The 13,621-nt window shown below is 63.2% G+C and carries 8 protein-coding genes; 2 read left to right on the top strand and 6 right to left on the bottom strand.

Annotation, left to right across the window (positions count from 1 at the left end):
• Position 1 precedes the first annotated feature (1 nt).
• From AC07OE_RS07700 to mutS, 5 genes are all read right to left on the bottom strand, one after another.
• Positions 2–1,795, bottom strand: coding sequence for a sensor histidine kinase (locus AC07OE_RS07700; RefSeq protein ID WP_495069969.1), 1,794 nt, complete (start codon positions 1,793–1,795; stop codon positions 2–4).
• 9 nt (positions 1,796–1,804) lie between these two features.
• Positions 1,805–2,608 (bottom strand): alpha/beta hydrolase, encoded by an 804-nt coding sequence (locus tag AC07OE_RS07695; protein WP_495069968.1) that lies wholly within the window; start codon positions 2,606–2,608, stop codon positions 1,805–1,807.
• 11 nt (positions 2,609–2,619) lie between these two features.
• Complete coding sequence (locus AC07OE_RS07690; protein ID WP_495069967.1) at positions 2,620–3,447, bottom strand: proteasome-type protease; 828 nt, start codon at positions 3,445–3,447, stop codon at positions 2,620–2,622.
• Positions 3,448–3,530: 83 nt separating this feature from the next.
• Positions 3,531–4,064, bottom strand: coding sequence for a hypothetical protein (locus AC07OE_RS07685; RefSeq protein WP_495069966.1), 534 nt, complete (start codon positions 4,062–4,064; stop codon positions 3,531–3,533).
• A gap of 13 nt (positions 4,065–4,077) precedes the next feature.
• Entirely contained in the window at positions 4,078–6,648 is a 2,571-nt protein-coding gene (gene mutS / locus AC07OE_RS07680) for a DNA mismatch repair protein MutS (RefSeq protein ID WP_495070088.1), read from the bottom strand.
• A 193-nt stretch (positions 6,649–6,841) separates the two neighbouring features.
• Between mutS and AC07OE_RS07675 the strand changes: the two genes are divergently transcribed.
• Entirely contained in the window at positions 6,842–9,745 is a 2,904-nt protein-coding gene (locus tag AC07OE_RS07675; protein WP_495069965.1) for a sensor domain-containing protein, read from the top strand.
• Complete coding sequence (locus tag AC07OE_RS07670; RefSeq protein ID WP_495069964.1) at positions 9,742–12,705, top strand: sensor domain-containing protein; 2,964 nt, start codon at positions 9,742–9,744, stop codon at positions 12,703–12,705. Before AC07OE_RS07675 ends, AC07OE_RS07670 begins: the two co-directional genes overlap by 4 nt.
• On the opposite strand, the gene AC07OE_RS07665 is transcribed toward AC07OE_RS07670, so the two are convergent.
• Positions 12,706–13,614 (bottom strand): inositol monophosphatase family protein, encoded by a 909-nt coding sequence (locus AC07OE_RS07665; protein ID WP_495069963.1) that lies wholly within the window; start codon positions 13,612–13,614, stop codon positions 12,706–12,708.
• Positions 13,615–13,621 lie beyond the last annotated feature (7 nt).

Here is a 13,621-nt window from a genome sequence, read left to right as displayed (position 1 = left end):
GCTATTCCTCGGGGGCGCAGCGGCGGGTGGGCAGGGTAACCGTGAAGGTGCTGCCCTGGCCCACGGTACTGTGCACCGCGATCTGGCCCAGGTGGCAGGTCACCGCTTCTTTGACAATGGACAGGCCCAGGCCGGTGCCGGCAATCGGCCCCACGTTACTGGCCCGGTGAAAGCTCACAAACAGCTGGGCTTGGTCGGCCTCGGGAATACCGATGCCCTGGTCGCGCACGGTCAGAACCAATGCGTCGTCCAGCTCTTGCACAGCAAATAGCACCACACCGCCTTGCGGTGAGTACTTCACGGCGTTGGACAGCAGGTTGCCCACGATGTTGCGGATCAGGGTGTCGTCCAGCCAGTAGCGCTGCTCTGCCGGGGGCAGGTCTAGGACCAGTTGCACCTGCGTGAGCTGGCGGGCCATGGCGCTGCGCATCTCGTCCACCAGGGCGTGGCAAAACGCGGTCATTCCCAGCGCGCGCGGTTTGAACTGCAAGCGTCCGGCGTCGGTGCGGCCTATGACCAGCACGTTCTCCAGCATGTGGGTCATGCGTTCCACCGCATCGTCAATCTTTTGCAGCGTGGCCATTTTTTTGTCCACCGGCATGCGGTCGTTGTAGTGCTGCAGCAGTTCCACCGAGCCATGGATGGTGGCCAGCGGCGTGCGGAACTCGTGCGAGGCCATGGCGATGAAGCGGGTCTTCATGTCATTGAGCGCAATCTGCTGTTGCAGCGCCTGGCGCTGGCTTTGCTCTGTCTGCAAGCGGGCCGTGGCATCCACCACAAACATCAGGGTGGCATTGCGCTGGTTCCACTGGATGACGACGGCCGATAGCTCCAGGGCGCGCTCGTCGCCCGACTCGGTGATCACGCGAAAGCCGTAGTTGGCCTCCACAGGCTCGCCCCGCAGGCGGCGCTGGTGGCGCTCCACCACAGCGGGTCTGTCGTCGGGGTGGATGGTGGATGTGAAGGGCTGGGACAGCAGGTATTCCAGGGGGTGCCCGACAATGCGCACCATGCTGGGGTTGGCAAACACCATGCGTCCGTCTTGCACCACCACCACACCCACGCCCACGTTTTCGATCACCAAGCGGTAGCGCGCCTCCGAGCTGCGCATGGCCTCGATGGCCTGGTAGCGCTCGATGGCGGCCCCCACATGGTTGGCCACAAAACTCAGGATATCGGCGTCCGCTTCGGAGTAGGGCTTGACCCCTGCCTCGTAGCCCTGCACCACCAGCGCACCGCTGATTCGGCCCTCGACTTTCATCGGCACACCCAGCCAGGTGGTGAAGGTGAGGTCGCCCGTGGCCTCGGTGATTTCTCCGGACTCCTGCAGGGCCACGAAGCGTTGGGCGTCTATGAGTTGGGGCTCCTCCGTGCGCAACACGAACTCCGTCATACCGCGGCCGCGCGGCACATCGTTGCACTGCATGGTGTCGCCGTCTTTTTCGTCTACGTAGTAGGGGAAGTCCACCGTGTTGTCGCTGGGGTGGCACAGGCAGACAAAGAAGTTCTTGGCGTAGAGCAGCTCGCCCAGCAGCTCGTGAACGGCCTTCAGGAAGTCATAGAACGACAGACCGGCCGTGGCGCGCTCGGCAATGCGGTAGAACACCCGCTGCAGAGCTTCTGCTTTCTTCTGCGCTTGCGCTTCCTGTTGCAGTTCGCGGGTGCGCTGCTCCAGCCATTCGGTGGTCTGGGTTTGCTGCGCAGCCAGCGCTGCCTGCAATGTGTTGTTCTGCTCCTGCAAGGCCAGGAGCTGCTGTTGCAGCAGGTCCAGTTGCGCTTGCGGGCTGTTGCTCATGGCGCTGGGTCAGGAGTCCATGTTCCGCAGTGCGGCTTCGATGGCCGCTGCGGTGGCAAGGGGCTTTTCCATGGGAAACAGATGGCTGCCATCGAGCATCATGATGCGGCCCTTGGTGACCTTCTCGGTCATGGCCATACCCACCTGCTTCATCTCGGCCGACTGGTCACCGCCAATAAAGGTCACCGGGCATTTCACCGGGTGGCGGGCCAGCAGTCGGTCCAGGTTGTCGGGCACGGTGTTGTAGAAGGCGGTCTCCACTGCGCGGTCAAAGGCCAGCACGCGTTTGCCGTCAGCGTCCTCTACAAAGGCATCTACGTAGTCCATGAGCACCTGCGGGTTCCATTTGGCAAAGGCCTTCTTGTGCTGGAAATGTTCAAACGCGGCCTGCACGCTGGGCCAGTGGTGGCGGCGCTGGCGGCTTACGGCACCGGGCGAGATGGACCCCACCAATTGCGTAGTCTTGGCCAGGCCCAAGGCCTTGGAGCGCCAGCCACCCAGAATGGGCGAGTCGATCAGCACCACGCCCTTGGCCAGTGCGGGGTGGCGGGCCGCAGCCATCAGGCTCAGGAAGCCGCCCAGCGAATGGCCCACCAGCCACACGGGCTCACCAGCCTTGTCCACCACGCGCGTGGCGTACTCCACCAGCTGCTGCACCACATGCGGCCAGTTGTCGGTAACGGGAAAGCGCGGATCGTGGCCGTATTTGTCGATGGCCTTCACGGCATAGCCGCGGGCCCGCAGGCTTTTGAACAGCACCTTGTAGGTGCTGGCGGGGAAGCTGTTGGCGTGGGAGAAAACGATGGTGGACATCAAGAACCGATTTAGATCAGTTTTTCGTCGGGCGTGGTGATTTTCTTCAGCGGCAGGCTGCGGGTGCTGGGAATCAGCAGTGGCACTTCGGTCTGGCCGCCATTCCACATCGGGTCTTCAATGCTGTCAAACACCTCGCGCAGCTTCTGGCCCCAGCTGTTGTGCAGCATCTTGAAATAGGGGTTGTTCTCGTCAATGCACACCACCTTGTCGGTCTGGTAGCTGTTGGCTTCGTAAACCACCATGTCCAGCGGCAGGCCCACCGACAGGTTGGACTTGAGCGTGGAGTCCATGGACACCAGTGCGCACTTGGCGGCTTCGTCCAGCGGGGTGTGGGGGGTGATCACGCGGTCCAGCACGGGCTTGCCGTACTTGGACTCGCCCACCTGGAAGTAGGGCGTCTCGGGCGTGGCCTCGATGAAGTTGCCGGCCGAATAGACTTGGAACAGTCGCATGCCTTCGCCCTGGATCTGGCCGCCGAAGATGAGGGAAACATTGAAATCTACACCGGCGTTCTTGAGCGCTGCGCCATCGCGCTCCTGCACCTTGCGGATGGCGGAGCCGAGCACGCGCGCGGCGTCGAACATGCTCTTGGCATTCCAGATGGTGATGCCTTCGTCGTCCTCGTGGTCTTTGAGCTTTTCGATCTGCAAAATCTCGCGCACCGACTGCGAAATGCTGAGGTTGCCAGCCGACAACAACACCATGAAACGGTCGTTAGGCTTCTCGTAAACGATCATCTTGCGGAAGGTGCTGATCTGGTCGAGTCCTGCGTTGGTGCGCGAGTCGGAGAGGAACACCAGGCCGGCGTTGAGTTTGATGGCGACGCAGTAGGTCATTTTGGGAGAACTGGGGGATGGAGAGTGGGTCTAGTGTAAATCCCCAGCTGGCAAGCCTGTACTGCGAAAGAGGCGGGGCTGCTTCAATGTTTGCTGCTCAACGACCACAAGACAAGCAGTCCGAAGAGCAGAAAGAAGGTGATTGGCACCCAGGCATCCAAATAGTCGCCCCAGCTTGGCGCTGCACGTGGTGGCGGCGCCGGGACGTAGGTGGGCTGGGAGTGTTGTCGGAATTTCTCGACGATCTGGTAGCTGGCTTTGGGACGATTGATCAAGAGCTTCAACGCGTCCACAACGAGTGCATGCAGCTCCGACAAGCGATCCACCATGGGGTCCCCGCGCGGGCCATCTATGACAACAATAAAAAGTTGATCGGAGGCCATACGGACTTCTTCGGCCGAATAGCTGCTGTCGAGTACTTCTACGTGGTAGCGCTGACCCTCCAGCGAAAACACAAATCCTTCTGGGATCTGCGGATCCAGCGCATCACTTCCAGAAAAGTAGAGAAAAGCTTTGCGCGAGTGATCTATGGCCCATTGGCCTCCATACACATGCAAGTAAGTGGCTGTATCTCTGAGAACAGCTTCATCACTGATGGGCTCAAGCCTGAAGGCCATATCACATCCATTCCTATTGCTCTCGAGCAGCCAGTGCCTTGAGCTGGTACAGCGCGTCCATGGCTTCCCGTGGGCTCATGGCGTCGGGGTTGATGGCGGCCAGCGCGGACTCCACGGCGCTCACGGGTGGGGCTTCCGGTGTCGGCGGGGCGGCGAACAGGTCCACCTGGGTTTGCTGCTCCGAGGCGTGGGCTTCCAGCGCATCCAGCGTGTGGCGGGCGTGGTTCAGCACGGCTGCCGGCATGCCGGCCAGGCGGGCCACCTGCACGCCGTAGCTCTTGCTGGCCGGCCCGGGTTCGATGGCGTGCAGGAAGACGATGTCGCGCCCGGCCTCGGCCGCACTCACATGCACGTTCATGGCCGCATGGTGGGTGGCGGGGAATTCGGTGAGCTCGAAGTAGTGCGTGGCAAACAGCGTGAAGGCCTGCGTCTTGTCGTGCAGCTGCGTGGCAATCGCGCTGGCCAACGCGAGACCGTCAAAAGTGCTAGTGCCGCGGCCAATCTCGTCCATGAGCACCAGACTGTGCGGCGTGGCACTGTGAAGAATCTGCGCGGCCTCGGTCATCTCCAGCATGAAGGTGGACTGGGCATTGGCCAGATCGTCGGCCGCGCCAATGCGCGTGTGGATGGCGTCGATGGGCCCCATGCGGCAGGCCTTGGCAGGCACGTAGCTGCCCATGCTGGCCAGCAGGACGATGAGGGCGACCTGGCGCATGTAGGTGGATTTACCGCCCATGTTGGGACCGGTGATGATCTGCATGCGCTGCTTCGGGCCCAGGCGTGCATCGTTGGCAATGAAGTTGCCGCTGGAAAGCTCTGCCAGCCGCGCCTGCACCACGGGGTGGCGGCCGGCTTCGATATCGATGCAGGGCTGGTCCACAAACTGCGGGGCACACCAGTCCAGCGTCAGTGCACGCTCGGTCAGCGCGCACAGTGCGTCCAGCGCGGCCAGCGCACGGGCCACGCGGGTGAGCTGCGGAATGTGGGTCTGCAACTGGTCCAGCACCTGCTCGAACAAATACTTCTCACGCGCCAGCGCACGCTCCTGCGCGCTCAGGGCTTTGTCTTCAAAGGCCTTGAGTTCGGGCGTGATGAAGCGCTCGGCGTTTTTCAGGGTCTGGCGGCGGCGGTAGTCGTCGGGCACCTTGTCCACCTGGCCGGTGGTGACCTCGATGTAGAAACCATGCACCTTGTTGAACTGCACACGCAGGTTGGCAATGCCGGTGCGGGCTTTCTCGCGGACTTCCAGGTCCAGCAAAAAGACGTCGCAGTTGGTCTGGATGGCGCGCAGTTCGTCCAGGTCGGCATCAAAGCCGTTGGCGATGACGCCACCATCGCGCACCAGGGCGGCCGGCTCGGGGGCGATGGCGCGGGCCAGCAGGGTGGTGGCGTCGCCCGGAGGCTGCAGCTGCTCAGAAATATGGGCCAAATAGCCCTCTAGCCCTCGCAGATGTTGGGCAAGTAGCTGTGTTTTTTGTAGCGTCACCACCAGCGCCACCAGTTCGCGCGGGCGCACCTGGCGCAGCGCAGTGCGGGCCGTGATGCGCTCCACATCGGCGCAGCCTTTGAGTTGGCCGCGCAGGGTTTGCCAGAGGTTGGACTTGAGCTCGCCGATCGCCTGCAGCCGGTGTTGGGCCTCGGTGCGGTCGCGTGCGGGCTCCAGCAGCCAGCTCTTGAGCATGCGGCTGCCCATGCCGGTCATGCAGGTGTCGATAAGGCTGAACAGCGTGGGGCTGTCTTCTCCGCGCAGGGTCTGCACCAGCTCCAGGTTGCGGCGGGTGGTAACGGGCAGGTCGATCAGCGCGTCGTTGCGTTGCACCTGCACGCTGTGGATGTGGGTGAGGGCGCGGCCTTGCGTGTGCTCGGCATAACCCAGCAGGGCGGCGCTGGCGGCGTGGGCCAGTGGCAGGTCTTGCGCATGCCAGCTGGAGAGGCTGGCGGCCTGCAGCGCGTCCAGCAGTTTGCGTTGGCCTAAAGCACTGTCAAACTGCCATTCGGGCCGGGCCGTCAGGTACAGGGCGTTGCTGGTGGAGCGCAGGCGCTTGAGGCGGTCCTCAAAGGTGGTGGTGCAGCCGGCGCTGTAAGCGAGCTCGCTGGGTGCCACACGAGTGATCCAGCCGTTGACTTCGTCGGGGGCGCACTCGGCCAAAAACACCACGCCCTGCGTGACGGAAAGCCAGGCCAGGCCGCAGCGGTTGCGCGGGCCCTGGTGCACGGCCATGAGGATGGATTCGGACTTTTCATTCAGCAGCTCGGCATCGGTCAGCGTGCCGGGGGTGACCACGCGCACCACCTTGCGTTCTACGGGCCCCTTGGCCGCGCCCACTTCACCGGTCTGCTCGCAGATGGCGACCGACTCGCCGTGGCGGATCAGCTTGGCCAAGTAGCCCTCCATGGCGTGGAAGGGCACGCCGGCCATGATGACGGGCTCACCGGCCGACTGGCCGCGTTGGGTCAGCGTGATGTCCAGCAACCGTGCGGCCTTCTCTGCATCGGCATAAAACATCTCGTAAAAATCCCCCATGCGGTAGAACAGCAGGGTGCCGGGGTACTGGGCTTTGAGACCCAGATACTGGGCCATCATGGGGGTGTGTTGCGGGTCCAGGGCGGCGGGGTCTTGAGGTCGTGTCACGGGGCTGGAAAGGAGGGCGTGGCCAAAGTAATTACGCGGGTATGTATGGAGGTCCTAAGGATGGCGCCCCCTGATTTCAGGCCCTATCATACGTAGACAACCACCCTGGCCCCGCCCCACCGCTGTGCAGACCCGACCGGACCCCGTGCCTCCCGCTTCTCCCACCCCGTGGGTGGGTGGCGGTGTTGCAGCGGCCGGGCTGGCAGGTTCGGTGTTCCAAACCGTTTTTGAATGCAGCCCTGAGGCCATTGCCTTGACCCGTGCGCGTGACGGCGTGCTGGTGGAAGTCAACGCCGAGTGGCTGAGCCTGACCGGCTATTCCCGTGCCGAAGCCCTGGGCCGCACCGCCGTCGACATGGGCCACTGGTTGGACCCGGAGGAACGCATGCGTGTGTTTGCCCCGCTGCAGGCGGGCGGACGCGTGGTGGACACCGATGTGACGCTGGTAATGAAAGACCGCAACCCGCGGGTGGTGCGCATGAACGCCGCGTTGATGCAGGAGCAAAACGAGCAGTACATCCTGATCTACCTGCGCGACGTGACGGCCGAACGTCTGGCCCACGAGGCCCTGCGCGCCGGTGAGCAGGCGTTGGAGCATGCCAATCACAAGCTCAATCGCCAGGTCAAGCTCTACGAGGTGACCGAGTCGGTGGCCAAAGTGGGCCACTGGGTGATCTACCCCGGTGATGCCATGGTGCACCTGTCGCGGGGTTACGGCGAGATCGTGCAGCAGGGGCGTGCCTTGGTGCCCAGCACGGAGCTGCTGAATGACGTGCTGGAAGAAGACCGCGAGCGCGTGTTGCAGGCGCGGGAGCGCATGGATGGGCAGACGGTGGAATACCGCCTGCGGCGCAGTGATGGCAGTGTGGTGTGGTTGCGTTCGCGCATGCACCGCCAGGTGGAAGGCGGGCAGGTGCGGGCCGACTTTGGCATCGTGCAGGAGTTCACCAGCGAGTGGCAGGCGCGCCAGGAGCTGGAGAACCAGCTGGCCTTCATCCAGAAAATCACCAGCCGGGCGCCGGGCATGGTGTACGAATACCAGATGTGGCCCGATAGGCGCTACAGCTTCCCGTTTGTCAGCGCTGCGGTGCAGCAGCTGTTCGGGTTGACACCCGAAGAGGCACGCAACGACCCCTCTGCCATCATGCGGCAGGTGCATCCCGACGATGCTGCCATGGTGGCCAAGTCCACCTGGGAGGCCACGCAGGCGGTCAAGCCCTGGCGATGCGAATTTCGCACCCGCCCGGTGGATGGCAAGGAGCGTTGGGTGCTGGGCTATTCCCTGCCCGAAAAGCAGGCCGACGGCTCAGTGCTGTTTTGTGGTTCCATTACCGACATCAGCTCGCAAAAAGAAGCGCTGGCCCGGCTGCAGCTCAGCGAAGAGCGCTTTCGCAACCTGTCGGCTCTGTCGTCCGATTGGTACTGGGAGCAGGACGAGGAATTCCGCTTTGTGCGGGTGGACGGCGATGGCCGCACCGACAGCTATCTGGCGCCCGAAGACGCCATGGGCCGCACGCGCTGGGATTCCGGGGCGCAAGGAGTGTCGCCAGCCCAGTGGGAAGCGCACAAGGCCCTGTTGTTTGCGCACGAGACATTTCATGACTTTGAGCTGCAACGCATTCGCTCCGACGGCACCTACATGTGGGCGTCCATCAGCGGCGAGCCGGTGTTCGACGCCGAAGGCGTGTTCAAGGGCTACCGGGGCACAGGGCGCGATATTTCTGCGCGCAAGCAGGCCGAAGCCGATATCGAACGCCTGGCCTTTTACGACGCGCTGACCGGATTGCCCAATCGGCGCCTCCTGATTGACCGGCTGAACCACGCCGTGGCCTCCAGTGCGCGCAACGGCCACCATGGCGCTTTGCTGTTCATTGACCTGGACAACTTCAAGATTCTCAACGACACACTGGGCCACCACATGGGCGACCTGCTGCTGCAGCAGGTGGCGCAGCGGCTGCAGGAGTGTGTGCGTACTGTGGACACGGTGGCGAGGCTGGGTGGGGACGAGTTCGTAGTCATGCTCGAAGAGCTGGGTACAGATGCCGCCGAGGCTGCCGCGCAGGCGGAGACCGTGGCCAAGAAGATTTTGCAAACACTGAACCAGCAGTTCGCACTGGCCAGCCACAACCTGCACAGCTCTCCCAGCATCGGGGTCACGCTGTTCTACCAGTACCAGCACAGTGTGGACGAGTTGCTCAAACGGGCTGACCTGGCCATGTACCAGGCCAAGGGAGCGGGGCGCAATACGCTGCGCTTTTTTGACCCGGAAATGCAGGCAGCCGCCACGGCCCGTGCGGCCATGGAGACTGACCTGCGCCAGGGCATGCTGCGCGACGAGTTCATGCTGTACTACCAGTGTGTGGTGGACGCCGAAGGGGTGCCCACGGGCGTGGAAGCCCTGCTGCGCTGGAAACACCCGCAGCGCGGCATCGTGTCGCCGGGCGAGTTCATTCCCATTGCCGAGCAGACCGGCTTGATCCTGCCACTGGGCCAATGGGTGCTGGAAGCCGCCTGCGCGCAGCTGGTGGCCTGGAGCGCCAAGCCGCATACGCAGAAGTTGACCATGGCCGTGAACGTGAGTGCGCGCCAGTTCAAGCACCCCGATTTTTCCAACCACATCCTGAATCTGTTGCGCCTGACCGGGGCCAACCCCTATCGCCTGAAGCTGGAGCTCACCGAGAGTCTGCTGTTGTCCGACTTTGACGAAGTGATCGAAAAAATGAGCGAGCTGCGTTCCATTGGGGTGGGTTTTTCGCTGGATGACTTTGGCACCGGGTATTCCTCGCTGTCCTACCTCAAGCGCCTGCCGCTGGACCAGCTCAAGATCGACCAGTCCTTTGTGCGCGACGTGTTGACCGACCCCAACGATGCGGCGATCGCCCGCACCATCCTGAACCTGGCCGAGAGCCTGGATCTGGGGGTGGTGGCCGAAGGGGTGGAGACCGCAGGCCAGCGTGACTTTTTGCTGCGCAACGGGTGCAAGGCTTTTCAGGGTTATTTCTTCGGGCGCCCGGTGCCGGTTGAATTGCTGCAGCTGCCCAGTCCATGAGCGGGGAGCAGCCGGTGAGCCCCGAGACACCCGAGGCCTTGCAGGCCGAGCTGGCGCGTTTGCGCTCGGCGCTGAGTGCGGCCGAGTCAGCGGCGCGGCGCCAGTACGACATGCTGGACGCGCTGTTTGTGCGCAGCCCGGCCGCCATTTCGGTCAATCGCCTCAGTGATGGTCGTTTTGTCGACGTGAACCGGCATTGGGAGCAGGTGACTGGCTACGCCTGGCAGGATGCCGTGGGCTCTACGTCACTGGAGTTGGGCTTCTGGCCAAGCCAAGAGGCGCGCGATGCAGCGTTTGCGCGGCTGATGAACGCCGAGGTCGGACACCAGCAGGAGGTGCCATTCACGACCAAGGATGGGCGCAAGGTGCTGTTCCTCATGAATGGAACCCGCCTCGACATTGCGGGGGAGCCCCATGCGGTGGTGTACCTCAACGACATCACTTTGCAACGCGAGGCCGAGAAGGCTGTGGCCGCGGGCGAGCGTGCCCTGCAACTGGCCAACGAGGATTTGCGGGGCCAGCTGGAGTTGTTTGAGTTGACCGAGAGTCTGGCCAATGTGGGGCACTGGACGGTAACCCAGGGGCAATTGCCGGTGTGGTCCAAAGGGTTGCATGCGCTGGCACATACGCCTGCCCAAGAACACCTATCTTTTGAAGAGGCACGTGCCCACATCCACCCGGACGACCGGGCCGCTTTTCTGGAGGCCCGCACCCGCATGGACGGCACCGAGCTGGCCTACCGCTGGATCAATGAGGGTGACCACCAGCTCTGGCTGCGCACCCGCATGCGCCGCCACCACCGCAGCGATGGATCGTTTGTGGACTTCGGGGTGGTGCAGGACTTCACCGAAGAGGCCAAGGTCAAGCAGGCCCTGCAGGAGCGGCTGGAGCTGATCCAGCGCCTGACCAGCCGCTTGCCTGAGATGGTGTTCCAGTTCGTGCGCTATTCGCAGCACTATGGGGCCTTCAGTTTTGTCAGCGACGCCTGCCATGCGATTTTTGGTGTTACCGCCGAGCAGGCGCGTGAGAACCCCAACAGCCTGTTCCGCCGCATCCACCCTGAAGACCTGCAGCGCACCATCGATTCCATGAACGAAAGCGTGCTCAGCGGCACGACCTGGGCCCATGAGTTCCGTATCCGCTTGCCCGACGGTTCAGTGCGGGCCCTGTTCGGCAAAGCAGTGACCCTGCTGGAGCCCTCAGGCCATCACGTGGCCTATGGATCTGTGACCGACATCAGCGACCACAAGGCCTCACAGGCCACCTTGCTGGAAAGTGAAGCACGGTTCCGCTCGCTCACCGAGCTGTCGTCGGACTGGTACTGGGAACAGGATGCCGAGTTCCGCTTTGTCCGTTTTGACGGTGCGCCGCCTGCCCAGTCCAGCCAGACGGGGACGGGCCACCTTGGCAAGACGCGCTGGGAGATTGGCGCGCTCAACATGACCGAAGTGGACTGGAAAGCCCACCGCGAGGTGCTGCAGGCACACAAGGAGTTCCGTGAGCTGGAGCTGCGCGATACCGACGATGAGGGCAATGTGTACTGGATCTCCACCAGCGGCGCGCCCATGTTCGATGCGGATGGGCGCTTTCAGGGCTACCGCGGTGTGGGGCGCGACATCACCGGACGCAAGGTGGCGGAGGAAAAGATCGAGCGGTTGGCGTTTTTCGATGTGCTCACGGGTCTTCCGAATCGCCGTCTGCTGATCGACCGACTGCAACTGGCGCTGGTGGTGGCGGGACGTGACCGCGCTGTGGGCGCCTTGCTCTTCATTGACCTGGACAACTTCAAAGACCTGAACGACACCCGGGGCCACGACATGGGGGACATGCTGCTGCAGCAGGTGGCCCAGCGGCTGGTGGCCTGCGTGCGCCAGGCCGATACGGTCGCCCGCCTGGGAGGGGACGAGTTTGTGATCATGCTGCACAACCTGGAGCATGACCCGGACCGCGCCATTGCCCAGGTGGAGTTGGTGGGCAAGAAGGTGATTGCCAGCCTGAACCAGATCTACATGCTGGGCACGGTGGAGCACCACAGCACGCCCAGCATCGGCGTCACGCTGTTCGGCCAGCAGCGGCAGACCGTGGACGAGCTGCTCAAGCAGGCCGATCTGGCCATGTACGAGGCCAAGGCTGCGGGACGCAATACGTTGCGCTTTTTTGACCCTGCCATGCAGGCCCAAGTCGCCGAACGCACGGCGCTGGAACAGGATCTGCGCCACGGCCTGCAGCGCCACGAGCTGGTGGTGTACTACCAGCGGGTGGTGGATGTGCAGTGGCGTACCGTGGGGGTGGAGGCGCTGGTGCGCTGGCAGCACCCGCAGCGTGGCCTGGTGTCGCCCACGGATTTCATTCCCATGGCCGAGCAGACTGGATTGATCATTCCCTTGGGCCATTGGGTGCTGGAAGTGGCGTGCCGACAGCTTGCGCAGTGGGCCGAAAGCCCTGCCACGGCGCAGCTGACCATGGCGGTGAACGTAAGTGCACGCCAGTTTCGCCACCCTGAGTTTGCACACCAGGTGCAGGCGCTGCTGCGCAAGACGGGCGCCAACCCCCAGCGCCTGAAGCTGGAGCTGACCGAGAGCCTGTTGCTCAGCGACACGCAGGACGCCATTTTGAAGATGACCGAGCTGCAGAAGACCGGCGTGGGCTTTTCGCTGGACGACTTTGGCACGGGCTACTCGTCGCTGTCCTACCTCAAGCTGCTGCCGTTGCAGCAGCTCAAGATCGACCAGTCGTTCGTGCGCGATGTGTTGACCGACCCCAATGACGCGGCCATTGCCCGCACCGTGCTGGCGCTGGGCAAGAGCCTGGCGTTTGGTGTGGTGGCCGAAGGCGTGGAAACCGAAGGGCAGCGCGATTTCCTGCTGCAAAACGGCTGCACCCTGTTCCAGGGCTACCTGTTTGGTCGTCCCTGTCCGGTGGAGGAACTTCCCCTGCCCGAATGGGACAGAGGGCTGTGATTACAGCGGGGCGTCGCCCGCAGCGCTGTCGTCTGCGGGGATTCGGGTGGCCTCCGTCTGGGCGGCAGCGGCTTGGCGCAACGCAGCTTTCTCACCCGCGGGGGCAAACTTGCTGTACTTGCCCAGCAGGCTGACCAGCTGGCCATACACACGGGGTGTGCCAGCGAGGATTTCCTGCTGGTCCAGAAACTCGGCTTCGCCTGTGAAATTGCCCACCAGGCCACCGGCTTCGGTGACCAGCAGCGAGCCAGCCGCCACGTCCCAGGGCTGCAGGCCCAGTTCGAAGAAGCCCTCGGTAAAGCCTGCAGCCACATAGGCCAGGTCCAGCGCGGCAGAGCCAGGGCGGCGCAGGCCGGCGGTGCGCTGCATCACGTCGCCCATCATCTGCAGGTATTGGTTGAAGTTGTCGCCTTGGCGGAAGGGAAAGCCGGTGGAGATGAGCGATTCGTTCAGCTGGGTGCGCTTGGAAACACGGATGCGGCGGTCGTTCAGGTAAGCGCCACGCCCCTTGGTGGCGGTGAACAGGTCATTGCGTGTAGGGTCATAGATCACGGCTTGCTCAACCTTGCCGCGCACGGCCAAAGCGATACTCACGCAGTACACGGGCAGGCCGTGGATGAAGTTGGTGGTGCCGTCCAGCGGATCGATGATCCAGACGAATTCAGAGTCACGGGCACCGTGCTCTTTGCCAGACTCTTCGGCCCAGATGCCGTGGCCGGGGTAGGCCGTCAGCAGGGTTTCGATGATCGCTTGCTCTGCAGCATGGTCCACTTCGGTCACGAAGTCGTTGGCCTTCTTTTGAGAAACCCGAACGGATTCGATGTCCAGCGCAGCGCGGTTAATGATGTTTCCGGCGGTGCGGGCGGCCTTGATGGCCACATTGACCATGGGGTGCAGATTGAGCGTCATAGATTGT

Source organism: Rhodoferax sp. GW821-FHT09E07 (assembly GCF_059416145.1).
This window is presented reverse-complemented; position numbering and strand designations above follow the sequence as displayed.